Annotated in this window: 23 protein-coding genes; 9 read left to right on the forward strand and 14 right to left on the reverse strand. The window is 75.6% G+C overall.

Going from position 1 to position 22536, the window contains the following annotated elements:
* The first annotated feature begins 32 nt into the window (after positions 1-32).
* Both ACIO9K_RS08885 and ACIO9K_RS08890 read left to right on the forward strand, forming a co-directional pair.
* Entirely contained in the window at positions 33-683 is a 651-nt protein-coding gene (locus ACIO9K_RS08885; RefSeq protein WP_400328081.1) for a hypothetical protein, read from the forward strand.
* A gap of 123 nt (positions 684-806) precedes the next feature.
* Positions 807-1283, forward strand: coding sequence for a hypothetical protein (locus ACIO9K_RS08890; RefSeq protein ID WP_363584906.1), 477 nt, complete (start codon positions 807-809; stop codon positions 1281-1283).
* A 78-nt stretch (positions 1284-1361) separates the two neighbouring features.
* Here ACIO9K_RS08890 and ACIO9K_RS08895 read toward each other — a convergent pair whose 3' ends face one another.
* Positions 1362-1724, reverse strand: a complete 363-nt coding sequence (locus tag ACIO9K_RS08895; protein ID WP_363584908.1) for a nuclear transport factor 2 family protein — start codon at positions 1722-1724, stop codon at positions 1362-1364.
* 253 nt (positions 1725-1977) lie between these two features.
* Positions 1978-2583 (reverse strand): TIGR03086 family metal-binding protein, encoded by a 606-nt coding sequence (locus tag ACIO9K_RS08900; RefSeq protein WP_400328083.1) that lies wholly within the window; start codon positions 2581-2583, stop codon positions 1978-1980.
* Between the two features lie 235 nt (positions 2584-2818).
* Between ACIO9K_RS08900 and ACIO9K_RS08905 the strand changes: the two genes are divergently transcribed.
* Positions 2819-4921, forward strand: a complete 2103-nt coding sequence (locus ACIO9K_RS08905) for an MFS transporter (RefSeq protein ID WP_400328085.1) — start codon at positions 2819-2821, stop codon at positions 4919-4921.
* A gap of 33 nt (positions 4922-4954) precedes the next feature.
* On the opposite strand, the gene ACIO9K_RS08910 is transcribed toward ACIO9K_RS08905, so the two are convergent.
* The gene (locus ACIO9K_RS08910) at positions 4955-5821 is read right to left on the reverse strand and encodes a LysR family transcriptional regulator (RefSeq protein WP_400328087.1); all 867 of its coding nucleotides are present in this window, start codon (positions 5819-5821) and stop codon (positions 4955-4957) included.
* A gap of 122 nt (positions 5822-5943) precedes the next feature.
* On the opposite strand from ACIO9K_RS08910, the gene ACIO9K_RS08915 reads away from it, so the two are divergent.
* Positions 5944-6543, forward strand: coding sequence for a short chain dehydrogenase (locus ACIO9K_RS08915; RefSeq protein ID WP_363584918.1), 600 nt, complete (start codon positions 5944-5946; stop codon positions 6541-6543).
* Positions 6544-6573: 30 nt separating this feature from the next.
* Here ACIO9K_RS08915 and ACIO9K_RS08920 read toward each other — a convergent pair whose 3' ends face one another.
* Complete coding sequence (locus tag ACIO9K_RS08920; RefSeq protein ID WP_363584920.1) at positions 6574-7017, reverse strand: MarR family transcriptional regulator; 444 nt, start codon at positions 7015-7017, stop codon at positions 6574-6576.
* A gap of 100 nt (positions 7018-7117) precedes the next feature.
* Here ACIO9K_RS08920 and ACIO9K_RS08925 point away from each other — a divergent pair, with 100 nt between their 5' ends.
* On the forward strand, positions 7118-7951 hold the full coding sequence (locus tag ACIO9K_RS08925) for a DUF6597 domain-containing transcriptional factor (protein WP_400328090.1): 834 nt from the start codon (positions 7118-7120) through the stop codon (positions 7949-7951).
* Here the strand turns inward: ACIO9K_RS08925 and ACIO9K_RS08930 are convergent.
* From ACIO9K_RS08930 to ACIO9K_RS08945, 4 genes are all read right to left on the reverse strand, one after another.
* Positions 7914-8885, reverse strand: a complete 972-nt coding sequence (locus ACIO9K_RS08930) for an ABC transporter substrate-binding protein (RefSeq protein WP_400328092.1) — start codon at positions 8883-8885, stop codon at positions 7914-7916. The two genes, ACIO9K_RS08925 and ACIO9K_RS08930, sit on opposite strands and share 38 nt — an antisense overlap.
* 67 nt (positions 8886-8952) lie before the next feature.
* The gene (locus ACIO9K_RS08935; protein WP_063348212.1) at positions 8953-9759 is read right to left on the reverse strand and encodes an ABC transporter ATP-binding protein; all 807 of its coding nucleotides are present in this window, start codon (positions 9757-9759) and stop codon (positions 8953-8955) included.
* Entirely contained in the window at positions 9759-10835 is a 1077-nt protein-coding gene (locus ACIO9K_RS08940; RefSeq protein WP_363584926.1) for an iron ABC transporter permease, read from the reverse strand. Before ACIO9K_RS08940 ends, ACIO9K_RS08935 begins: the two co-directional genes overlap by 1 nt.
* A complete protein-coding gene (locus ACIO9K_RS08945; protein ID WP_363377332.1) occupies positions 10832-11863 on the reverse strand; it encodes an iron ABC transporter permease in 1032 nt (343 codons plus the stop codon). Before ACIO9K_RS08945 ends, ACIO9K_RS08940 begins: the two co-directional genes overlap by 4 nt.
* Before the next feature lie 100 nt (positions 11864-11963).
* On the opposite strand from ACIO9K_RS08945, the gene ACIO9K_RS08950 reads away from it, so the two are divergent.
* Entirely contained in the window at positions 11964-12590 is a 627-nt protein-coding gene (locus ACIO9K_RS08950; protein ID WP_400328095.1) for an HAD family hydrolase, read from the forward strand.
* A 46-nt stretch (positions 12591-12636) separates the two neighbouring features.
* Here ACIO9K_RS08950 and ACIO9K_RS08955 read toward each other — a convergent pair whose 3' ends face one another.
* Positions 12637-12879, reverse strand: a complete 243-nt coding sequence (locus ACIO9K_RS08955) for a hypothetical protein (protein WP_350877480.1) — start codon at positions 12877-12879, stop codon at positions 12637-12639.
* 472 nt (positions 12880-13351) lie between these two features.
* On the opposite strand from ACIO9K_RS08955, the gene ACIO9K_RS08960 reads away from it, so the two are divergent.
* Entirely contained in the window at positions 13352-13735 is a 384-nt protein-coding gene (locus tag ACIO9K_RS08960) for a cold-shock protein (protein WP_063348207.1), read from the forward strand.
* 8 nt (positions 13736-13743) lie between these two features.
* Here the strand turns inward: ACIO9K_RS08960 and ACIO9K_RS08965 are convergent, their stop codons facing one another.
* The 4 genes from ACIO9K_RS08965 to ACIO9K_RS08980 form a co-directional block, all read right to left on the reverse strand.
* On the reverse strand, positions 13744-14595 hold the full coding sequence (locus tag ACIO9K_RS08965; RefSeq protein WP_400328097.1) for a 1,4-dihydroxy-6-naphthoate synthase: 852 nt from the start codon (positions 14593-14595) through the stop codon (positions 13744-13746).
* A complete protein-coding gene (locus ACIO9K_RS08970; protein ID WP_363619114.1) occupies positions 14588-15352 on the reverse strand; it encodes a futalosine hydrolase in 765 nt (254 codons plus the stop codon). The genes ACIO9K_RS08965 and ACIO9K_RS08970 overlap by 8 nt, the downstream gene beginning before the upstream one ends.
* 10 nt (positions 15353-15362) lie before the next feature.
* Positions 15363-15893, reverse strand: coding sequence for a hypothetical protein (locus ACIO9K_RS08975; protein ID WP_363584940.1), 531 nt, complete (start codon positions 15891-15893; stop codon positions 15363-15365).
* Positions 15894-15965: 72 nt separating this feature from the next.
* The gene (locus ACIO9K_RS08980) at positions 15966-17321 is read right to left on the reverse strand and encodes an MFS transporter (RefSeq protein ID WP_400328402.1); all 1356 of its coding nucleotides are present in this window, start codon (positions 17319-17321) and stop codon (positions 15966-15968) included.
* Positions 17322-17909: 588 nt separating this feature from the next.
* Between ACIO9K_RS08980 and ACIO9K_RS08985 the strand changes: the two genes are divergently transcribed.
* Together ACIO9K_RS08985 and ACIO9K_RS08990 are read left to right on the forward strand one after the other, a co-directional pair.
* The gene (locus tag ACIO9K_RS08985; RefSeq protein ID WP_363585068.1) at positions 17910-18791 is read left to right on the forward strand and encodes a DUF3027 domain-containing protein; all 882 of its coding nucleotides are present in this window, start codon (positions 17910-17912) and stop codon (positions 18789-18791) included.
* A gap of 170 nt (positions 18792-18961) precedes the next feature.
* Positions 18962-22258: a sacsin N-terminal ATP-binding-like domain-containing protein gene (locus ACIO9K_RS08990; protein ID WP_363619115.1), complete on the forward strand. Its 3297-nt coding sequence runs from the start codon at positions 18962-18964 to the stop codon at positions 22256-22258.
* Between the two features lie 4 nt (positions 22259-22262).
* Here ACIO9K_RS08990 and ACIO9K_RS08995 read toward each other — a convergent pair whose 3' ends face one another.
* The gene (locus ACIO9K_RS08995; RefSeq protein WP_363619117.1) at positions 22263-22520 is read right to left on the reverse strand and encodes a hypothetical protein; all 258 of its coding nucleotides are present in this window, start codon (positions 22518-22520) and stop codon (positions 22263-22265) included.
* Positions 22521-22536 lie beyond the last annotated feature (16 nt).

Consider the following 22536-nt stretch of genomic DNA (forward strand, 5'->3'; position numbering starts at 1 on the left):
CGGCGTTGGAATGTGATGGGGGAGGGGCAGTCATGGGGGCGATCCTGTTCAACGTGACCACGGCCGCGCTGATGGTCATGATGGTCAACTGCGGGCTCGGCGTGGTCGGCCGGGACACGCTGCGGGGGCGGCCGATCCCGTGGGCGGCGGTCGCCCTGACCGCGCTCGCCGTAGGCGGCGTGCTGCTCCAACTGCTCTGGTCCGGCGCCATGGACGCGCTCGACGCCGACCCCGCCAAGTCCGGCTGGTGGCGCGAGTTCACCTCGGTCTTCATGCAGAACGGCGGCCTCGGCGGCGGCCTGTGGAACCTCGCCACCCTCGCCGCCGTCGCCGCGCTCGCCCAGTGGTACTGGGGCGGCCCGCTCACCCTCGCCTTCTTCCTCGCGGGCATCCTGCTGCCCGGCCGGATCGACGACCTGCTCGGCTTCGGCGACGGCCCCAGCACCGACCCCCGCAACTTCGCCGGCAGCTCCGGCGCCACCTACTTCCTCGGCGCCACCCTGGCCCTCGCCTTCCTCACCCGCACCCGCCTCCCCAAGGAGCGCGCCCTGGCGGTCGGCGTCCCGGTGCTGGGCCTCGCCATGTGGCTCGCCCAGGACAACGGGCACGGCCTGGTGGCGGTCTACGGCTTCGCCCTCGGCGCGGCGGCCTGGGCGGTTCGCGGTCGCCTGGCGCGACGGTAGCTGCGACCGCCTGGCGCGACGGTAGCTGCGACCGCCTGGCGCGACGGTAGCTTGGGCCCGACCCGCTGAGCCCCGCCCGACCCGCTGAGCCCCGCCCGACCCGCCACGACCCGGAGGTGCCCGATGGCCCGCCTGTACGTACGGCCCGGCCCGAATCCCGACGAACCGGACGCGCCCGCCGCGGTCCTGGTCGTCGACCCCGACGGCACCCCCGGTGAGCGCGCCCTGGACCGGCTCGGCTCGTACTGCTACGAGGGCGACGGGGTGTTCTACCTGGTGCAGACGGACGGTTGGTTCGAGCCCTCCCTGGAGGGGGACCGGCTGGCGATCTCGGTGGCCGTCTACCCGGTGGCGCTGGAGCAGGTGGGCGTCGACCCCGCCGACTTCCCCGACCGCTCGACCGTCGACCCGCGCGCCCACCTGGTCCTGCGCGCCGGGACGACCGTCGATCCGGTGCTGCCCGCCTGGTTCGACGAGGGGCTGGCCGTCTTCACCGCCGGCCCCGGCACCCCGCTCGAAGACCTCCTCGCCTCCGAGGACGACTGGCCGATCATCCTCGCGCCGCCGCCCGAGGAGATCCAGGACGGCGACGACGAGTAGGGCATCGCCCCGCCGGGCCCGGATCGCCCGCCCTGTCGGGCCCGGATCGCTCAGCCCGGCGGCCGGTGCGACCTCCGCTCAGCGCGCGAAGCCCGCCAGCAGCCCCCGCGGGTCGAAGGTCACCCGGATCCGGGTGATCCTCCCGTTCTCCACGTGGCTCCAGTTCGCCGTCGGCGCCGGTGGCGCGATGCTCGTGTGCAGGTCGAACCAGGTGATCACGTCGTCCCCCTCGGCGACCCGGGCGTGCACCTCGATCTTCTCCAGCACCTGCCCGAGCCCCTTCAGTCCGGCCAGGGCCTCCTCCACCCCCGACACCGTGGCCAGCGGGCCCACGAAGTCGACGTCCTCCGCCAGCAGCCCCCGCAGCGTCTCGAAGTCGCCCGCCTGCCAGGCCGCGAAGTAGGTCTCGGAAATCCCACGTGCAGTCTTCGTCGTCGTCATGCCTCCATCCCCGTCGTCGACGCACCGGTCCGGGCCCGCCTCGGCCTGGTCGCCCGACCCGACCAGCACTCGCCGGCCGTGCGCCTGCTGCACGCCCGGCTCCGTGCGTCCCTGCGGGCGGCGGACTGAGTGCGCGGCCGGCTGAGCGCTCGGGCAGCCAGGCGGTCAGGCGGTCAGGTGGTCAGGTGGTCGGGCGGTCGGGCGGTCGGGCGGTCGGGCGCTTGGGCGCTTGGGCGCTTGGGCAGCCAGGCGCTCAGCCGTTCCAGCGCGGATCGCGCCCGGAGGCGGCCAGCGCGCGGTCCAGCGCCGGGGCGCCGTCCGGCACCGCCACCGGGGCGGCGAAGCCGCCGTACTGGCGGTACAGCTCGGCGTTCTCCTCGACGACCTCCAGCACCAGCCGCGCGAGCTCCTCGTCGATCCCGATCGGACCGCCGGTCGCCCGGGCGACGTCCCAGCCGTGCAGGACGAGCTCCGCGATCAGCATCCGGGCGATGCCCTCCGCCGGTGCCGGGGAGCCGCCGAGGTCGACGTCCCCCGTCCAGGCGGCCGGGTCGGCCCAGGCCGCGACGGCGCGGTCCAGCTGGGCCGCGTAGGCGGCGGGCCAGCCGGGGTCGGCGGTGAAGTCGTGGTCGACCAGCGCCTCGGGCAGTTCGGTGCGGTGGGCCCGGCGCTCCAGGCCGTGCGAGGTGTAGAGCACCCAGTGGTTGACGAGCGCGCGGGCGTCGAAGTCCGTGCAGGGTGTCGGGCCGTCCAGCGGGTGGTTCGCCGGGACGCCGTCGGCGACGCGGGCGGCGGCCGCGGCGGCGCGGGCCAGTAGGGGGTGCAGGGGGTGGGCGTCCGGGGTCGGGTGATCGTTCATGCCCCGATCCTGCGCCGGTCGGGGCCGCCGGGTCTTGAAGAAACGCGACAGTCGGCGCCCTGACCAGGAGCATCGGGCCGGGGCTCGCGGCGGCCCGCCCCGAACGGCCCGAACGGTTCAAAATAGGCAGGTAGGCTGCTAATATTCAGCAGGTAGCCTGCCTATCTCCACCGGGATCTCCCCAGCAGGCCCCGCCCCGTCGCAGAGGTCCCGGAGGAAGCGGAAGGAACCCGGCATGCCTCTCCCCGGCGACACCCGCACCCCGCGGCAGGCGACCCCGGCGCCCGCCGGCAACGCCTTCGGCCCGCGCTTCGTGGCCCCGCTGTACCTGGGGGCCTCGCTCAACCCGGTCAACAGCTCGATCATCGCGACCGCGCTGGTGGCCATCGCGGCCGCCCTGCACCTCCCCGTCGGGGACACCGCGGTCCTGATCTCCTGCCTGTACCTCACCAGCGCGCTGGCCCAGCCCGCCGCCGGGCGGCTCGCCGAGGAGTTCGGGCCCCGGCGGATCTTCGTCGCCGGCATCGTGCTCGTCTTCGCGGCCGGGATCGTCGGCACGCTGGCCCACTCGATGGCCGCCCTGATCGCGGCCCGGGTGCTGATCGGCGCGGGCACCTCGGCCGGCTACCCGGCCGCGATGCTGCTGATCCGCCGCCGCGCCGAACAGGCCGGGTACCAGGCCCCGCCGCGCGGGGTGCTCGGCGGCCTGGCGATCACCGGCGCCGCCACCGTCGCCGTCGGCCCCGCCCTCGGCGGACTGCTGGTGGGCTGGTTCGGCTGGCAGACCGCCTTCTGGATCAACATCCCGGTCGCCGCCGTCGCCCTGGTCCTGGCCGTGGTCGGGATCGCGCCGGACCCCGATCCGCTGCGCCTCGGTTCACCCCGCGCCCTCGCCTCCCGCCTAGACCTGCCCGGCATGCTGGGCTTCGGCGGCTCGCTCACCGCCCTGATGGTCTTCCTCGCCGCCCTGCCGCGCCCGGACTGGCCCGCGCTCGCCGCCGCCCTCGTCCTCGCCGCCGTGCTGGTCGGCTGGGAACTGCGCGCCGCCCACCCGTTCCTCGACGTCCGGCTGCTCGCCTCCAACGGGGCCCTGACCCGCACCTACGTGCGCAACGGCCTGACGCTGATGGGGACGTACGTGATCCTCTACGGGCTCACCCAGTGGCTGGAGGCGGCCCGCGGACTGTCCGCCTACCAGGCCGGCCTGGCGCTGATGCCGATGGGCGTCCTGAGCGCCGTGACCGCCCGGGTGGTGGCACGACGGACGGGCGTGCGGCTGCCGTTGATCGCCTGCTCGGTGCTGCTGCTGCTCGGCGCGGTGGCCGTGCTGTTCGTGGGCGTCGGCACCCCGATGGCGGCGGTCGTCGCCGTCAGCGCGGTGTTCGGGCTGACCTCCGGCGCCGGGACGGTCGCCAACCAGACCGTCCTCTACCAGGAGGCCCCCGCCGCGACGGTCGGCACCGCCTCCGGACTGCTGCGCACCTTCGGTTACCTCGGCTCCATCGCCTCGGCGGCGATCACCGGCGCCGCCTTCCACGACCGGGTGGGCGACGCCGGCCTGCACTCCATCGCCTGGGTGCTGGTCGCGATCTCCGCCCTCCTCCTCGTCCTGACCGTCTGCGACCGCCGACTCGCCGAGTCCTGGCCGCCGCAGGCGAACCGGCCCGGGCCCACCCGGCCCGGGCCCACCTCAACCCGCAGAGAGCCGATCCACGACATGACCACCATGACCACCGTGACCGAGACCGCGCCCGCGATCGACCCAGCCCGCACCGCGCTGCTGTTGATGGACTTCCAGCCCGCCGCCCTCGGCGCCGTCCCCGACCCGGAGGGTCTGCTGGCCCGCGCGGGCGAGGCACTGGCCTGGGCCCGCGCCCACGGCACGCACGTCGTCTTCGTCCGCGTCGCGTTCGCCGAGGCGGACCTCGCCGCCGTCCCCGACCGCAACAAGGCCTTCGCCCGGGTCGCCGAGGCCGGCCACCTCGCCGACGGCCACCCCGCGACGGCCGTGCACGAGTCCCTGGAGATCCGCGAGGACGACGTGGCCGTGCGCAAGACGCGCTTCGGCGTCTTCGCCGGTGACACCGATCTGCGCGCCGAACTGCGCGGGCGGGACGTGGACACCCTCGTCCTCGCCGGGCTCTCCACCAGCGGGGTGGTGCTGACCACCCTCCGGCAGGCGGCCGACGAGGACTACCGCCTGTTCGTCCTGGCCGACGCCACCGCCGACCCCGACCCGGAGGTGCACCGGGTGCTCATGGAGAAGGTCTTCCCGCGCCAGGCCTGGATCGTCGCCACCGCGGACCTGACCGCCCTGAGCGTGCCCGGGAGCCGGTGAGGCGCGGCGGAGACGTGCGACGGTCGAGCCAGACTAGCCGCTCACCACTTCCCGGACCGCCGTGAGGAAGTCCGCCGTCCGGGGATGGGTGGGGTGAGCGGGGTGGGCGAGGTAGACGGTGGCGCCAGGGGCGTCCGAGACCGGGAGGAAGCGGACGCCCGGATGGCTGTGGCTCTCCGCGGTACCTGCCGCGCCGAGGCCGAACGCACCGCCGGTGGCGATGAGGTTCAGCCACTCGTCCACGTTGCCCACCTCGACCGTCCCGACCGGGCGCTGCTCCGGGGGCCACAGGTCCGGTGAGGCGGTACCGACACCCGGCCACAGGGCCAGCGGGAGGTCCTGGCCGACGGTGAGTTCGGCCAGCAGCACCCCGTCCCGGTCCGCAAGGGGGTGGTCGTCGGACAGGGCCGCGACCTGGCCCTCCGTATAGAGGGCCTCGGTGCGGATACGCGGATCGGCGGGGGCGGTGCGGAGCACCGCCACGTCGGTGTCCCCGGTGGCGAGGCCCGCGGTGCTGTTGTCCCGTCGGACCACCTCGAGCGGGGCGTGCGGGTGCGTGCGGCGCCACGACCGGAGCAGCGGGACGGTCTGCTGTCCGAGCACCGCGCAGGTGTAGCCCAGCCGCAGGGGGCGGGAGATCGTCCGGGCGTCCGCGAGGGCCGCATCCAGGTGGGCGAGGATCGCCCGGGCGTGTTCGAGGAGGGTGGTGCCGGCCTGGGTGAGGGCCAGGTGCCGGGAGGAGCGGTCGACGAGCCGGACGCCGACGCGGGTCTCCAGCTGGGCGAGCGTGCGGGAGAGGGCGGGCTGCGTCATGTGGAGCCGGGCCGCGGCGGCGGTGACGGTGCCCGCCTCGGCCAGCGCGTCCAGGGCCCTGAGGTGACGCAGTTCCACATCATCCATGCCTGTGGAGCATAGTCCCTGCCCAAACGGCATTTCCGGGGACGGGGCGTGATCCGTAGCGTCACAGGTACCCGGGGCGGTTCCCGGGGTTCGGTCCCGAGACGTGATGGACGGTGTGGGTCATGAGGATTCTTCTGGTCGGTGCGAGTGGAACGCTGGGCAGCGCGGTGCGCCGGGCGCTCGCGGAGCGCGGCCACGAGGTGATCGGCGCGGGCCGCACGGGCGGGGACCTGGTGGCCGATGTCACCGACCCGGAAGCGGTGGCCAGGCTGTACGCGCAGGCAGGCCCGCTGGACGCGGTCGCGGTCGCGGCGGGCGCCGCCGTGTTCAAGCCGCTCGGCGAGCTGACCGCCGGCGATGTCGCGGCGACGTTCCGCGGCAAGGCGCTGAGCCAGTTGGAGCTGGTCCGCCAGGGCGCCTCCCATGTTGCCGGGACCGGCTCGTTCACTCTGGTCAGCGGGATCCTCACCGAGGAGCCGATCGTGGCCGGGGCTGCCGCATCCGCGGCGAACGGTGCCGTCGAGGCGTTCGTACGAGCCGCCGCGATCGAACTCCCGCCCCAGCGGATCAACGCGGTGAGCCCGACCGTGGTCGAGGAGTCCCTGCCCGCCTACGGGCCCTTCTTCCCCGGCATGGAGGCGGTACCCGCCGCCCGCGTGGCGACGGCGTACGTCCGCTCGATCGAGGGCGCGCAGACCGGCCAGATCTACCGGGTCCGCTAGAAGCAACCGAGCCGGCGCGAAGGACGGGCCCTAGCTGTCCGCCAGGCGGTTCATGATCTCCGCCGCCCGGTCGAGCGTCTTGCGCTCGCCGGCCCGGAGGGTGGATCCGATCACCTCGGCCAGCCACGCCTCCCGCGCCGCCGGGATCCGCTCGCACAGGTCGGCTCCGGCCGGGGTCGCGCTGAAGAGGGACTTGCGCCCGTCGTTCGGGTCCTTGGCGGCGCTGACCAGGCCGCCGGCCCGCAGCGCGGCCACGGTCTCCGCCATGGACTGGCGGCGCACGTGCTCGGCCTGGGCGAGTTCGGTCACGGTCGCCGGGCCCTCCTGCACGACGCGGTGCAGGGTGGTCAGGTGCGACCAGTTCCACGGCAGGTCGTCGATCGGGGCCTCGGTGCGCAGCCGCGCCCGCAGCCGCGTCATCGCGCGCATCAGCTCGACGGCGGTGTCCTCGGGCGGGGCCGGTTCGCTACTCACCGTGCCAGCTTATGGCAGGGCGCAGCCGCCCCGACCGGCGCCGGAACCCCGGCGTCGCGGGCCCGGAAAGACCGGCCGGACGGGATCTAGCCTGGCCGGTATGGACTCTCCCGACCTCGGACGCGGCGTGCTCCACCCCGCCCGCGCGGCGGAGGCGGTCAGGGTGGAGCGGCGCGTGCCCGCCCCCGCCGTGGCGCGCTTCGTCGAGTTCTACTGGCTGGTCCGCTGGGACCGGCGTGGCCGGCCCCCGTACGAGCAGAAGGTGCTCGCCCACCCGAACGTGCACCTGGTCTTCGAGGCCCCGCGGGCCAGCGTCTACGGGGTCGACCGGTCGCTCTTCGTCCGCCGCCTGGAGGGCGCCGGGCACGTGCTGGGAGTGAAGTTCCGGCCGGGCGCGTTCCGTTCGTTCGCCGGGCACCCGGTGGCCGGGCTCGCGGACCGGTCGGTGCCCGCGGCCGCCTACTTCGGCCCCGAGGCGGACCGGCTCAACGAGGACGTCCTCGGCGAACGGATGCGGGACCAGGCCGCCCTCGTGGACGCCTTCCTGCTGCCCCGGCTGCCCGCGCCCGACCCGGTCGCGCAGGAGGTCGCCGCCATGGTGGAGCGGATCACCGGCACCCCCGACCTGTGCCGGGTCGACGACCTGGCGCGGGAGTTGGGCCTCACCGTCCGCCGGCTCCAGCGGCTGTTCGCCGAGTACGTCGGCGCCTCCCCGAAGTGGGTGCTGCGCCGCGCCCGCCTCCACGAGGCCGCCGAACGCGCCGACGCGGGCGGCACGTTGGACCTGGCGGCGCTCGCGGCCGAACTCGGCTACGCCGACCAGGCCCATCTCACCCGCGACTTCACGGCCGCCGTCGGCACCTCCCCGGCCCGCTACGCCGACGCCGCGCGGCGGGTCATGCCTCCAGGAAGCGCTGCAGCTCGGCCAGCATGAAGTTGGCGCCGGTGTACCCGATCCCCTGGAACCACAGCTGGTCGTCCACCGGGAACGCCCGGTGCGCCTTGACCGCCCCCAGCGCCTGCCAACCCGGGCTCTCCAGCGCGGCGTCGGTGCCGGCGAGGGCCGGATCGCCGGAGGTGGCGTACAGCAGCAGGTCGCCGTCCGCCTTCGCGATCTGGTCCAGCGGGATCTCGACGTCGGACTGGTCGACGTTCTGCGCGTCCGGCCGCCCCACCTGGGCGTCCGACAGCACGATCCCGGGGAAGCTCTGCTTCCCGAACAGCCGGATCCCGCCGCCCTCCACGAACCGCACCAGGCTCACCTTCCGGCCGGACGCCTTCGCCGCCGACAGGGCCTGCACCACCTGGTTGGCGTGCCGCTGGTACGAGGAGACGAAGGCCGCCGCCGCGGCCTCCCGGCTCAACGCCTGGGCGTGCACCTGGAAGTCGGCCTTCCACGGCGCGCCGGTGGTCTGGGTGAGCACGGTCGGCGCGATCTCCCGCAGCTGGTCGTAGCGGTCGCCGTCGCGCGCCTGGTTGGAGAGGATCAGGTCAGGCCGCAGCGCCCGGATCGCGACCAGGTCCGGGGCGCCGGCCAGGCCGACCCGGTGGATCCCGGCGACCCGGGAGGCCGGCCAGTAGCTCGGGAACCGGATGTCGGCGGCCGGCAGCGCGGCGCCCACCGGGGTGATGCCGAGGGTCAGCGCGGAGTCCAGCACGTCCGTGTCGAGGACGACCACCCGCAGCGGCTCGCCCGGCACCAGCACCGGCCCGGTGGCCGCGTCCACCGTGACCGGCGGCACCGGGGTGGGCGAGGCGGACGCGCCCAGGCCGTCGGCGGTCGGCGGCGCCGACCGCCCGGTCGTGCAGGCCGCGAGCGCGGCCCCGCCGAGACCGGCGAGGAACGAACGGCGGGCGATCCGGTGCATCGGCGGTCCTCGGGCGGTGAGGCTTCGGGGGCGCGCCGATTATGTCCGGTTTGGCGTGGAATTGCCGTCAGGCGTCCACGGCCGCCGCCCACGGGGCCCCCGGAACGACCAACGGCGTGCCCGTCACCGGGTCCGGCACCACCACCGACTCCAGCCCGAACACCTCCCGCACCAGCTCGGCCGTCACCACCTCGGTCGGCGCGCCCTGCGCCACCACCCGGCCGTCCCGCATCGCCACCAGGTGGTCCGCGTACCGGGCCGCCTGGTTGAGATCGTGCAGCACCGCCACCACCGTCCGGCCGCGCTCGACGTTCAGCCGGCGGACCAGGTCCAGCACCTCCACCTGGTGCGCGATGTCCAGGTAGGTGGTCGGCTCGTCCAGCAGCAGGATGTCCGTGCCCTGCGCCAGCGCCATCGCGATCCACGCCCGCTGCCGCTGGCCACCGGACAGCTCGTCCATGCTGCGCTCGGCCAGCTCCGCCGTGGACGTCCGCTCCAGCGCCTCCGTCACCGCCGCCTCGTCCTCCGGCGACCACTGCTGCCACCAGCTCTGGTGCGGCTGGCGGCCCCGCGAGACCAGGTCCGCCACCGAGATGCCCTCCGGCGCCGTCGGCGACTGCGGTAGCAGGCCCAGCCGCTGGGCGATCCGCTTCGTCGGGATCCGCGCCAGCTCCTCGCCGTCCAGCAGCACCGCGCCCCGGACCGGCTTCAGCAGGCGCCCCAGGGCCCGCAGCAGCGTCGACTTGCCGCAGGCGTTCGGGCCGACGATCACCGTCACCCGCCCGTCCGGGATGCCGACGTCCAGGCCCTCGACGACCGTGCGCGCCTCGTAGGCCAGGGTGAGGCCCCGGGCCTCCAGACGGTGAGCGGACATCAGGAACCTCCACGACGGGAACGAATCAGCAGCCACATCAAGTACGGCGCGCCGACCATGCCGGTCACCACGCCCACCGGCAGCTCGGTCGGCGCCATCAGCCGCCGGGCGATCAGATCGGCCAGCACGACCACCAGCGCGCCCGTCAGCGCCGAGCAGAACAGCGGGACCTGCGCGGACCGGACCAGCCGCAGCGCGATCTGCGGGGCCATCAGCGCCACGAAGTCCACCGGCCCGGCGGCGCCCGCCGCGCACGAGGCCAGCACGATGCCCAGCAGCGCCATGCCGAGGCGGATCCGGTCCAGCCGCAGGCCCAGACCGACGGCCGTCGCGTCGTCGAAGGAGATCGAGCGCTGCGCCCGCGCCGCCCACAGGACGACGGGCACGGCGGCGAGCAGCACCCAGGCCAGCCAGCCGGCCTGGTCGTAGCCGGCGCCGTTCAGGCTGCCCGTCATCCAGACCTTCGCGGCCTGCGCCTGGAAGCCGTCGCCCTTGGTCAGGAACACGGAGGTCAGCGAGGACAGGGCCACGCTGATCCCGATCCCGATCAGCACGAAGCGCTGCGCGTGCAGGCCGCGCCGCCACGCCAGCGCGTACACCAGCAGCCCGGCCACCAGCCCGCCCGCCACCGCCGCGTACGGGGCCTGACCGGTCGAGCCGACCACGCCGTACGCCATCAGCCCGACGACGGTGGCGGTCGCGCCCCAGGTCACGCCCACCACGTCGGGGCTGGCCAGCGGGTTGCGGGCGACGGTCTGGATCAGCGCCCCGGCCAGCCCCAGAGCGGTGCCGACCAGCAGGCCCACGACCACCCGGGGCAGCCGGAACTCGCCGACCACCAGCTCGTGCGGGCTCGGCTGCCCGAGCACCACCTTCACCACCTCGACCGGGGACACGGCCGACTCGCCCAGGCAGAGCGAGGCGACGACCGTCCCGGCCAGCGCGACCAGCAGGCCCAGCGCCACCACCGCCGACCGGCGGTGCAGCAGCACGGACGCCCGCCCGGCCCGCAGCACGGCGTACCCGCGCGGGGAGACGGCGCCGCGCCCGACGGTTCGCACGCCCTGCGCGCTCATGACGCGACCACCTTCCGGCGGCGCACCAGCGCGACCAGGACCGGGACGCCGACGAGCGCCGTCATCACGCCCGCCGGGACCTCCGACGGCGGGAAGAGGACCCGCCCCAGGGTGTCGGCGAGCAGCAGCAGGGCCGGGCCGAGGACGGCGGAGAAGGCGAGCACCCAGCGGTGGTCCGCGCCGGCGACGGCCCGCGCCGCGTGCGGGACGGCGAGGCCGACGAAGGCGATCGGCCCGGCGGCCGCGACGGCCGAGCCGGTCAGCACCGTCGCGCCGAGCGCGCCGACCGCCCGGACCAGGCCGGTCTTGGCGCCGAGGCCCTTGGCGGTGTCCTCGCCGAGCGCGAGCGCGTCCAGGCCGCGGGCCACCGCGACCACCAGCACCGTGCCGACGGCGAGGAACGGCAGCAACTGCCAGGCCACGTCCGAGGTCCGCCCGGAGAGCGAGCCGACGTGCCAGAAGCGGAACTGGTCCATGGTGGCCGCGTCGGTCGTCAGCACCATGGTGTTGAGCGAGGCGATGAACGCGGACATCGCCGAGCCGGCCAGCGCCAGCTTGATCGGCGTGGCCCCGCCCCGGCCGCGCCCGGCCAGGCCGTACACGAGCACGGTGGCGATCACGGCGCCCGCGAAGCCGAACCAGACGTAGCCGGTGAGGGTGGAGACGCCGAAGCCGGAGATGGCGAGGACCACGCCGGCCGCCGCGCCCTGGGAGACGCCGAGGATGCCGGGGTCGGCGATCGGGTTGCGGGTGAGCCCCTGCATGACGGCCCCGGCGAGGCCGAGCGCCGCGCCGACGGCCAGTCCGACGACGGTGCGCGGCACCCGCAGCTCGCGGACGACGACGGCGTTGGCCGTGTCGCCGCCGTGCAGCAGGGCGTCGAGGGTGTCGCCGAAGGGGATGGTGCGGCTGCCGACCGCCAGGCTCAGCAGCACCGCGGCGGCCAGGACGGCCAGCGCGGCGGCGAGCCACAGTATTCGGCGGCGCGCTGTCCGTCGCGCGCCGGGTGGCGCGGTGGTGTCGGTCATGGGCCCTCTCCGCAGACAACTCAGGTAAACCTAAGTTCCCGTCGGAAGCCGGGGCAAATTGCCCCGTCCCCCCGAACCGCCCGTTGGATAGCCTGGCGGCATGCCCGAGACCCGCACCGCCCCGCTCACCGTCGGCTTCGACCTCGACATGACGCTGCTGGACACCCGGCCGGGGATCCACGCCACCTACCTGGCGCTCGCGGCCGAGACCGGCGCCCGCATCGACGCCGACCTGGTGGTCACCCGGCTCGGCCCGCCGCTGCTGGACGAGATCCGCAACTGGTTCCCGGAGGACGAGGTGCAGCACGCCGTCACCCGCTACCGCGAGCTCTACCGCGACCTCGCCTTCGCCCCGACCGTCGCCCTCCCCGGCGCGCACGCCGCCGTCGAGGCGGTCCGCGACCACGGCGGCCGGGTCGCGGTGATCACCGGCAAGTACGAGCCGAACGCCCGCCTCCACCTGGAGCACGCCGGGCTGCACGCGGACGCGCTGGTCGGCGACCTCTGGGCGGAGACCAAGGGCGAGGCGCTGCGCGAGCACGGCGCGAGCGTCTACGTCGGCGACCACCTCGGCGACATCCGGGGCGCCCGGCACGCGGACGCCGTCGCGGTGTGCGTGGCCACCGGCCCGTACAGCGCGGACGAACTGCGCGCGGCCGGGGCGGACGTGGTGCTGGCGGACCTCACCGGCTTCCCGGCCTGGCTCGACGCCCACCTGGCCGGCTGAGCCCCGGCCCCGGGGCACGCCCGGAGCCACGCCCCGGGGCCGGGTCCTAGGACGCGCCCGCGGACTCCACCCGGCGCCGCTGGGCCCGCGCGTTCAGGAACAGCCCGGTCAGCGCGGCCAGGAAGCCCGCCGGCATCAGCATGCTCAGCCAGTACGCGGCCGTCGGCAGCGGCGTCAGGTGCAGGAACAGCGGGACGAAGGTGACCAGGGTGGCGAGCGCGCCCAGACCGAAGACGATCGTTCCGGCCTTGACGTACACGTCGCCGGGGTCGGCGCTCTGGCTGCTCACGTCTGCTCGCTCCTCGGGGCTGGTCGGGCGGTCGGTCCAGTCTGGCAGAGCGGCCGCCGGCCCCCGCCACCGGAGCGACCCGGTCACGTTGCGCAGTTTCTCGGAAGCTGAACGTTTTGATCCCTGCTGGGCGGGGGTATGCAGGGGGTGCCGAGGGGTGCGACAGGTGCGCCCCGTTTCCTCAGACCCGGGGGTGTGAGCCGATGGACCGTGCTGAGCCGCGCCCCGGCCGTGCCAGTACCGGGTCGCCCGTGATCGCGAGACCGCCGCGCCCGTACCGCCCCCAACGGGCCTTGGAACGCGGATCTTTCGCGGAACGCGGATGAGGCAGTGACGGACCGTTAGTCTGCTCCTGACAGCGTGCTGACCATGAGCGCCCGCGGGCGCCGAGCCGAGGTCGGCTGCCTTCCCCACCACCCAGTGATCCCCGGCCAGGGCCGGGATCCCTCACACCCATTCGAGGACTGTCGAGATGCCCACCGGCCAGGTCAAGTGGTTCAACGAGACGAAGGGCTTCGGCTTCCTGTCGCGCGACGACGGCGGCGACGTCTTCGTCCACACCAAGGCGCTGCCCGCCGGTGTCACCGTGCTGAAGCCGGGCCAGCGGGTCGAGTTCGGCGTGGTCGCCGGCCACCGCGGCGACCAGGCGATGGCCGTGCAGCTGCTGGACGCACTGCCGTCGGTGGCCGCCGCCCAGCGCAAGAGCGCCGACGACATGGCGCCGATCGTCCAGGACCTGATCACCACGCTGGACGCGGTGCTGCCGGGCCTCCAGCACGGCCGCTACCCGGCCAAGGCGACCGGCCAGAAGCTGGCCGGCCTGCTGCGCGCGGTGGCCGACCAGTTCGACGTCTGACCGGGGGGTCAGAACGCCAGCGCACCCGGGTCGAGCGGCGGCACCAGCCCCTCCGCGGCGGCCCGGGTGAGCAGCGCGCGGACGGCCGCGTAGCCCTCCTCGCCGAGGTCCGCGGTGAACTCGTTCACGTACAGGGCGATGTGCTGGTCGGCGACGGCCGGGTCCATCTCCTGGGCGTGCGCCAGCACGTACTCCCGGCTGGCGCCCGGGTCCGCCCAGGCCTGCCGGACGGAGGCACGGACGGCGTCGGCGAGCGCGCGCAGCCGTTCGGCACCGAGCGAGCGCCGGGCGACGATCGCGCCGAGCGGGATCGGCAGGCCGGTCTCCTGCTCCCAGGCCTCGCCCATGTCGGCCAGGCTGTGCAGGCCGTACTGCTGGTACGTGAACCGGGCCTCGTGGATCACCAGGCCGGCGTCCACCCGGCCGTCCCGGACGGCGGGCATGATCTCGTGGAACGGCAGGACGACGATCTCGCCGAAGCCGCCGGGCACCGCCTTCGCGGCCCAGAGCCGGAACAGCAGGTAGGCGGTGGAGCGTTCGGACGGCACCGCCACCGTCTTCCCGGTGAGGTCCGCGGGGGCGTCCGTGCCCGGCCGGGTGAGCACCAGCGGGCCGCAGCCGCGCCCGAGCGCGCCGCCGCAGGGCAGCAGGGTGTACTCGTCCAGGACCCAGGGCAGCGCGCCGTAGCTGATCTTCAGGACGTCCAGTTCGCCGCGCTCGGCCAGGCCGTTGGTGACGTCGATGTCCGCGAAGGTCACCTCGGGGGCGTCCGCCCCGGGCACCAGGCCGTGCGCCCAGGCGTGGAAGACGAAGGTGTCGTTCGGGCAGGGCGAGTACGCGATGCTCAGCCGTTCAGCCACGGCCGGCCTCCTCGATCAGTTCGTGGACGGGCAGTGCGGCGAAGGCCCGCTCCAGGGCGGCCAGCGCCTCGCCGATCCGCCAGGCGGCCCGGTCGCGCGGGCCGACCGGGTTGGAGACGGTCCGCAGTTCGAGCACCGGCACGCCGTACCGGGCGGCGGCCTCGGCCACGCCGAAGCCCTCCATCGCCTCGGCCAGGGCGCCCGGGTGGCGGGCGGCCAGCGCGGCGGCCCGCTCGGCGCTGCCGGTGACGGTGGAGACGGTCAGCACCGGGCCGGTGGCGGCGCCCAGGGCCCGGGCGGCCAGTGCGACGGCGGCCGGGGGAGGGGTGTGCCGGACGGTGCCGAAGCCCAGTTCGGTGACGTCGGCGAACCCCTCGGGGGTCTCGGCGCCGAGGTCGGCGGTGACGATCGCGTCGGCCAGCACGGTGGTGCCGACCGGGGCGTGCGGGGCGAACCCGCCGGCGATCCCGGCCGAGACGACCAGGCCGTAGCGGCCCCCCGAGGCCGCCCGCGCCCCCAGCGCGGCGGAGGCGGCGGCCGCGGCGGCGGCCGGGCCGACCCCGCCCGCCAGGACGTCCACCGGGGCGCCCGCGGCCCGGTGCAGCGCACCGCCGGGCAACGGCAGCACGGCGGCCGGGCCGGGCAGGCCGCGCAGGACGGCCTCGGCCTCGGCGGGCACCGCGACGACGACGAGCAGCCGGGCCCGGTCGGGGCCCGGCTGCTCGTCGCGCTCGTCCGTGACGGCGTGTGCGGTCATCGCGGGAGCGTCAGCTGTCCTGGGTGTTCAGCTGGAAGTACCAGACGGCGACCGGGTTGTCCGAGTTCTTGTCGCCCTCGACCACGGTGACCAGGGTCTTGCCGGAGGCGTTCAGCACCTGGCTCGCCGGCTGGGAGCCGGAGAAGGTCGGGCCCTTGGCGTAGGAGAACAGGCTGTAGCGCCCGCCCTGGCCCTGCGAGCCGCCGTTGCTGAAGGCCCACCAGCCCTTGTCGGCCACGTTCGGGGAGACGCCGACGCCGACCCGGTCGCTCACCACGACGTCGGAGGTCGGGAGGGTGCCCTCCGCGAGGGCCTGGGTGGCCTTCTGCTGGCACTCCTGCTGCAGGTCCTCCGTGATCGGGCTGCCGCCGTTGAAGCACAGCGGGTCCGCGACGATCGAGGAGTTGCCGACCGTGAGGGTCGCGCGGTGGGAGCTGTGCTCGGTCTGGCCGCTCGCGATGGCGACGGACGTGCCGACCGTGGCAGCACCGACCACGACGACGGCGCCGAGGGCGGCGATGGCACGGGTATTGAGGCTCATGCGTCAGAATCTACCGGGCTTCGCCGATCACGCTACGCGGGGGTCGGCCGCCGCGTGTTGCCCGTGGCCGGTTCAGGCCACCCTGGGCGCCGTCGGGCGCCGCCGCAGGCCCACCCGGAACAGCGTGCGGACCGTCCACAGCAGCATCAGACCCACCACCCCGGCGGCCACCGACAGACCCAGCACGCCGTTCAGCGGCAGCAGGATGCCGACCGCGCCGCCGGCCACCCAGGACAGTTGGAGCAGCGTCTCCGACCGCGCGAACGCCGAGGTCCGCACCGCCTCCGGGACGTCCCGCTGGATCAGCGCGTCCAGCGACAGCTTGCCCAGCGAGGCCGCCACCCCGGCCACGCCGGCGACCAGGACCACCGTCACCACGCCGTACCAGAGCGCGGCCGCCGCCGTCGCGCCGGTCGCCAGCAGCAGCATCGCGGTGACCGTCGCCTCCGGGCCCCGGGTGCGCAGCCAGGAGCCCAGCACCGAACCCAGCGCGTTGCCCGTCCCCGCCGCCAGCGCCACCAGGCCCAGCGCCAGCGTCGGCCGCAGGCCCCCGATCGGCTCGTCGCGCAGCAGGAACGCCAGGAACATCACCAGGAAGCCGACCAGCCAGCGCAGCGCCGACATCGCCCGCAGCGCCAGGATCACCGACGGGCCGACGGTGCGCAGCGAGGCCTTCGGGGCCCGGGCGTCCTCCGGCGCCCGCTCGCCGTGCACACCGCCGTGCATCTCGGCGTGCAGGAGCGCGCGCTGCTCGCCCTTGGCGGAGTCCACCGCGTGCGGCAGGTGGAAGGCCATCAGGGTGCCGATCACGAAGACCAGGAACGCGCCGCGCAGCGGCCAGCCCGGCCCGATCAGGTGCAGCAGGCCGCCCACCCCGGCCGCCACCCCGGTGGCCAGCAGCCCGGCCAGGGTGACCCGGGAGTTCGCCTTCACCAGCGACAGCCGGCTCGGCAGCAGCCGCGGCACCACCACGCTGCGCACCACCCCGTACGCCTTGGACGCCACCAGCACGCCCAGCGCCTCCGGGTACAGCGCCAGGCCGCCGCCGGTGACCACCCCGGCCATCGTCCAGGCCAGCACCGCCCGGGCCAGCATCGACATCGCCATCGCCGCCCGGCGGCCGTGCGGCAGCCGGTCCAGCAGCGGGCCGATCACCGGGGCCAGCAGGGCGAACGGGGCCATCGTGATCAGCAGGTACAGCGACACCCGGCCGCGGGCCTCGCCGGTGGGTACGGAGAAGAAGATGGTCGAGGCCAGCGCGACGGTGATCAGCATGTCGCCGAAGGAGTTCAGCGCGTGCAGTTCGATCAGCTTCGCCAGGCCGGATTCGCCCGCGCCCTCCGCGGAAGTGGCCTTGCGGATCCGGCGGCCGGTGCCGTGCACCACCCGGCCGGTGCGGGCGCCGGCGGCGGAGGCGGTCCGGACCAGGAGGTTGCGGCTCGGCTCGGAGTCCTCTTCGCCAGGGTCCCCGTCCGGCGCGGCGAGCTGCCGGGCGTGGACGGCCGGGTCGGCGCCGGTGTCGGTGTCGGTCAGGGTGGCGATCGCGGCGCCGGTCTTGACGAGGCTCACGGGGGCGGCGGGCGACTCGAAATCGCCCCCCGGCTGCGGTTCGCCCGCAGCGGGGGCCGGAGACTGCTGTCGCGGCACGGCGTCCGCCTGGTCGGGGCTGCCGGCCTGCGAGGCGTGCAGTGCGTGCTGCGACGGGTCCTCGTCCGCCACATGCCCATCCTGCCCCAGAATCGCCGCAGTGACGCGGGAATCCACCCCCCTCGGCGCGGCCCCGGAACGGCCGCCACCGCCCCGGACTGTGCCGGGGCGCCGACCGGCGGGTAGCCTGCCCAAGGGCCGCGCGCCGAGCGCCGGGGCGCCGGCAGGCCCGGACGAGCGGCGCGGCCGGTATCCGCGGCGGCCCCTGGTCGCGCAGAATGGACAAGGGACTATCGAGCCGCGACGGAACAGGCAACACGCCGTGGGCGACAGAAGAACTGGGAGAGAATCGACGCCGTGAGTGCTGCGATGCGAAGCCGTACCCCCGATCGGCTCTGTGCCGAGGCCGTCGAACTCGCCCGGAAGGCGGCCGAGGAGGCCGTCGGCCCGGAGACCGTCGGACCACATCTCGGCGCCCAGGCGGACGCCGACCGCGTCGTCACCCACACCTTCGAGTGCCTGGACGCCGCCTACCGTGGCTGGCACTGGGCGGTCACCGTCGCCCGTGCCCCGCGCGCCAAGAACGTCACCCTCGACGAGGTCGTCCTGCTGCCCGGCGCCGACGCCGTCCTCGCCCCCCAGTGGGTGCCGTGGAGCGAGCGACTGCGCCCCGGCGACATGGGCCCGGGCGACCTGCTGCCCACCGGCGCCGACGACGCGCGCCTGGAACCCGGCTGGAGCGGCGAGGACGAGCCCGCCCCGAACTCCGCGGTCGCCCTCGCGGCCGAGGAGGACGTGGTCGTCACCGACCCGGGCATCCAGCCCGCCCCGGCCCGGGCCCGGATCAACGCCGTCGCCGAGGAGCTCGGCATGGGCCGCAGCCGGGTGCTCTCCCGGCTCGGCCTGCACCTGGCCGCCGACCGCTGGGAGAAGGCGCACGGCGCGCAGACGCCGATGGCGCAGGCCGCGCCCGCCGCGTGCGGCAGCTGCGGCTTCCTGATCCCGATCGGCGGCTCGCTCGGACAGGCCTTCGGCGTGTGCGGCAACGAGTTCGGGCCGGCGGACGGGCAGATCGTCTCCTTCGCGTACGGCTGCGGCGGGCACTCCGAGGCGGCCGTCATCCCGGCCCCGCCGGCGCCGTCCGAGCTGATCCTGGACGAGCTGGTGGTCGAGCCGATGCAGCTGCACCCGGACCGCACCTCCGGCTCGGTCGAGCCGGACGCCCCGGCTGAGGAGCTCGGGCACTCCTGACGACGTGTGCTCCGGCCCGCTCCACCGAACCGGTGGGGCGGGCCGCGGCGTTCGTGCGGGTGGGGGGCCCTGCGGGCGCCCGGCGGCGGGGGCGCGGTCCGGAGCAGCGGCCGGGGCGGGGGAGAATGCCCCCCGTACGAAGTACAGGGCGGCGGAAGGCGGCAGGTCCAGTGGAACCTCGGATCATCGGCAGCGGCACGGACGAGCACCTCGCGGACCCCTTCGGGAGCGCCGCGCTGCGCCGGCGGGTGCTGGACGCCTGGGCCGCCTCGCCGGCCCGGTTCCGGGAGGACGCCAACGCCGAGGAGGAACTCGCGCTCGGCGGCTACCGCGACCGCCTGGTCGTCGAGTTGGCGCAGAACGCGGCCGACGCGGCGGTCCGGGCCGGGCACGGGCCCGGCCGGCTGAGGCTCACCCTCGCCGACGGCGTGCTCGCCGCCGCCAACACCGGAGCCCCGCTGGACGCGGCCGCCGTCGAGTCGCTGTCCACCCTGCGCGCCTCCTCCAAGCGCGGTGAGACGCCTGCCGTCGGCCGGTTCGGCGTCGGTTTCGCCGCCGTGCTCGCCGTCACCGACGAGCCCGCCGTGCTCGGCGCCGCCGGCGGGGTGCGCTGGTCGCTCGGCGAGGCCCGCTCGCTGGCCCAGGCGCAGCCCGCGCTGGCCGAGGAACTGCGCCGCCGGGACGGCCACGTGCCGCTGCTGCGGCTGCCGTTCGCCGCCGAGGGCCCGGCCCCCGAGGGCTACGACACGGTGGTGGTGCTGCCGCTGCGGGACGCCGCCGCCGAGGACCTGACCCGCCGTCTGCTCGCCGGCATCGACGACGCGCTGCTGCTCACCCTGCCCGGCCTCGCCGAGGTCGTGGTGGAGACCCCGGAGGGCACCCGGACGCTCACCCGTGCCGCCGCCGAGCCCCGCCCGGACGGCGTCACCGAGGTCACCGTGACCGACGACGCGGACGGCCGGCCGCGGCGGACCCGCTGGCAGACCGCCGGTGCCACCGGCACCCTGGCCGCCGAGCTGCTCGCCGACCGTCCCACCGAGGAGCGCGCCCGCCCGTACTGGACGGTCACCTGGGCCGTCCCGGTCGCCGCCGACGGCACCCCGCAGGCGCCCGGCATCGCGCCGGTGCTGCACGCGCCCACGCCCAGCGACGAGCCGATCGGCCTGCCCGCGCTGCTCATCGCCTCCTACCCGCTGGACTCCACCCGCCGGCACGTCGCCCCCGGCGCGCTCGCCGACTTCCTCACCGAGCGCGCCGCCGACAGCTACGCCGACCTGCTGCGCGCCCGCGGCGCCGACCTCGGCTCGCTCGGTCTCGTCCCCGGGCCGCTCGGCCAGGGCGCGCTCGACAACGCGCTCCGCGGGGCCGTCCTCTCCCGGCTGCCCGGCACGCCGTTCCTGCCGCACCCGGCGCCGGTCGAGGCGGGCACGCCCGCGCTGCGCCCCCGGGACGCCACCCTGCTGGAGGGTGCGGACGGCTCGGTGGTCGAGGCGTTGGCGCCGATCTTCCCCGGGCTGCTGCCGGCCGGGCTGGAGCGCCGCACCGAGCTGCGGGTGCTGAACGTGCGCCGGGTGCCGCTGGCCGACGTGGTCGACCAGCTCGGCGGTCTGGACCGCGAGCCCGCCTGGTGGCGCAACCTGTACGCGGCGCTCGGCGCCGCCGACCCGGAGGCGCTCGGCGCGCTGCCCGTCCCGCTCGCCGACGGCCGGACCGTCACCGGGCCCCGGCGCGTCCTGCTGCCCTCCGAGGACGCCGACTGGGCGGCCTTCCCCGGCTACCCCGAGTCGCTGGCCGACGCGCTCGCCGCCCTCGACCTGCGGCTCGCCCACCCCGAGGCCGCCCACCCGCTGCTCGCCAAGCTCGGCGCCGGCACCGCCACCCCGGCCGGGGTGCTCGACACCCCCGAGGTGCGGGCCGCCGTCGCCCGCTCCTACCAGGTGGCCGAGGACGACGTCGAGGCCGCGCTCGAACTGGCCGACGCCGTCCTGGCGCTGGTCAAGGTCGCCGGCCCGACCGCCGGCGAGCACCCCTGGCTGGCCCGGCTGGCCCTGCTCGACGACGAGGGCGAGCCCGCCCGCGCCGGTGAACTCGTCCTGCCCGGCAGCCCGTTCGCGGCCCTCGCCCGCGAGGAGGACGCCGGCTGGGTGGACGACGAGCTGCTGGAGCGCTGGGGTCCGGAGGTGCTCACCGCCGTCGGCGTGCTCGCCGACTTCGTCCTCGTCCGCGCCGAGGACGTGGTGCTCGACCCGGACGACCTGGAACGGCTCGACCCCACCGCGCCCGCCGACCGCGCGGCCGGCGGCCACCCCACCGGGCTGCTCGACGAGGCGCCCGACGGCCTCGCCGACTGGGCCGAGGACGCCCTCGAAGCCTTGCAGGCCGACGACGTCGTGGGCGTCCCGCCGGTGGCCGCCGAACTGCTGGCCGTCCGTGACCTCGACCTGGTCGACGACGACGCCTGGCCCGAGGCGCTCGCCGCGCTCTCCCGCCCGCCGTACCGGGACGCCGTGGTCAACCCCGTCCGCACCCTGCTGCCGGACGGCTCCTACACCGACCTGCCGCCGTACACCGCCTGGTGGCTGCGCGACCACCCGGTGCTGGACGGCCGGGAGCCCGCCGGGCTGCGCGCGGCCGGTGCCGACCCGCTGCTGCGCGGCCTCTACGACGAGGCCCGGACGACCCTGGACGAGCAGTTCCTGCACGCGCTCGGGGTGCGCACCACGCTGGCCGCGCTGCTCGCCGAACCGCACGGCCCGGACGAGGTGCTGGACCGGCTCACCGATCAGGCCTCCGATGTCGGCCACCGCCAACTGCACGGCTTGCACAGCGCGTTGGCGCGGGTCGAGATCGAGCGGATCGAACCGGTCGACGTGGTGCGGGCGCTGCCGCCGCTCGACCCGGACACCGGCCGCCGGCCGGCCCACACGGTGATCGTCGACGCCTCCAGGGCGGTCGTCGCCGACGCGCCCGACCTCGTCCAGCTCCTGCACCCGTACCCGCTGGTGCCGGTCGCCCCGGCGCTCGCCGCCGACCTCGCCGAGCGGCTGCACGTCTCGCTCGCCAGCGAGGTGGCGGGCGGGCGGGTGCTCTCCGAGGGCGTGCTGCACCGGGTCCCCGCCGTGGTGCGGGAGCTGCTGCCCGGCTGCCCGGTCGCCTACGAGGAGCACGAGGAGCTGCTGGTGGTCGGCCCGGACGGCAACGACGCCGCCGTGGACTGGCGTTGGGACGTCGAGGCGGACGCCCCGGAGGCGCCCTACGACCCGGACGCGGCCGAGGCCGCCGACGAGGACGACGAGTTCGAGCTCCCGCCGGTGCCCGGGCTGCTGCACGCGGCCACCCCGGAGGGCCTGGCGGCCGGGCTCGCCTGGTCGGTCGGGCAGTGGCACCGGCGGTTCGAGGTGCTGGCCGCGCTCACCGATCCGGACCGGGCGTACGAGCTGTCCGCGGCGCGGGACTTCGAGGGCTGAGAGTTCAGCGGGCCCGCCCGCGGCGCTTGAACCGCAGGTAGACGGCGGTGGTGGTGGCCAGCCAGACGGCCGCCACCAGGGCCTTCACGGCCGTCGGCACCCCCGGCAGCGCCGGGGCGGTCACCTCGCCGGCGTTCGTCAGCCAGCGGCCGCCCATCAGAGCCAGGACCGTCAGTCCGGCGGCCAGCAGGCCGGCCAGGAAGGCGGCGAACGCCTCCACCTGCCCGGTCTCGCGCTCGGTTTCCCCACCTGTGCGGGCCATGTCGGCACCCCCTTCC

The sequence above is a fragment of the Kitasatospora sp. NPDC087271 genome (assembly GCF_044744605.1).
Classification (GTDB): domain Bacteria; phylum Actinomycetota; class Actinomycetes; order Streptomycetales; family Streptomycetaceae; genus Kitasatospora.

Bases quoted from the DNA above. Each gene is read 5' to 3' on its own strand.
- ACIO9K_RS08975 (WP_363584940.1), bottom strand. From the start codon at position 15,893: ATGAGCCTCAATACCCGTGCCATCGCCGCCCTCGGCGCCGTCGTCGTG.
- ACIO9K_RS08910 (WP_400328087.1), bottom strand. From the start codon at position 5,821: ATGGATGATGTGGAACTGCGTCACCTCAGGGCCCTGGACGCGCTGGCC.
- ACIO9K_RS08995 (WP_363619117.1), bottom strand. From the start codon at position 22,520: ATGGCCCGCACAGGTGGGGAAACCGAGCGCGAGACCGGGCAGGTGGAG.
- ACIO9K_RS08985 (WP_363585068.1), top strand. From the start codon at position 17,910: ATGCGAAGCCGTACCCCCGATCGGCTCTGTGCCGAGGCCGTCGAACTC.
- ACIO9K_RS08890 (WP_363584906.1), top strand. From the start codon at position 807: ATGGCCCGCCTGTACGTACGGCCCGGCCCGAATCCCGACGAACCGGAC.
- ACIO9K_RS08960 (WP_063348207.1), top strand. From the start codon at position 13,352: ATGCCCACCGGCCAGGTCAAGTGGTTCAACGAGACGAAGGGCTTCGGC.
- ACIO9K_RS08935 (WP_063348212.1), bottom strand. From the start codon at position 9,759: ATGTCCGCTCACCGTCTGGAGGCCCGGGGCCTCACCCTGGCCTACGAG.
- ACIO9K_RS08940 (WP_363584926.1), bottom strand. From the start codon at position 10,835: ATGAGCGCGCAGGGCGTGCGAACCGTCGGGCGCGGCGCCGTCTCCCCG.
- ACIO9K_RS08895 (WP_363584908.1), bottom strand. From the start codon at position 1,724: ATGACGACGACGAAGACTGCACGTGGGATTTCCGAGACCTACTTCGCG.
- ACIO9K_RS08905 (WP_400328085.1), top strand. From the start codon at position 2,819: ATGCCTCTCCCCGGCGACACCCGCACCCCGCGGCAGGCGACCCCGGCG.
- ACIO9K_RS08950 (WP_400328095.1), top strand. From the start codon at position 11,964: ATGCCCGAGACCCGCACCGCCCCGCTCACCGTCGGCTTCGACCTCGAC.
- ACIO9K_RS08885 (WP_400328081.1), top strand. From the start codon at position 33: ATGGGGGCGATCCTGTTCAACGTGACCACGGCCGCGCTGATGGTCATG.
- ACIO9K_RS08930 (WP_400328092.1), bottom strand. From the start codon at position 8,885: ATGCACCGGATCGCCCGCCGTTCGTTCCTCGCCGGTCTCGGCGGGGCC.
- ACIO9K_RS08945 (WP_363377332.1), bottom strand. From the start codon at position 11,863: ATGACCGACACCACCGCGCCACCCGGCGCGCGACGGACAGCGCGCCGC.
- ACIO9K_RS08900 (WP_400328083.1), bottom strand. From the start codon at position 2,583: ATGAACGATCACCCGACCCCGGACGCCCACCCCCTGCACCCCCTACTG.
- ACIO9K_RS08915 (WP_363584918.1), top strand. From the start codon at position 5,944: ATGAGGATTCTTCTGGTCGGTGCGAGTGGAACGCTGGGCAGCGCGGTG.
- ACIO9K_RS08925 (WP_400328090.1), top strand. From the start codon at position 7,118: ATGGACTCTCCCGACCTCGGACGCGGCGTGCTCCACCCCGCCCGCGCG.
- ACIO9K_RS08970 (WP_363619114.1), bottom strand. From the start codon at position 15,352: ATGACCGCACACGCCGTCACGGACGAGCGCGACGAGCAGCCGGGCCCC.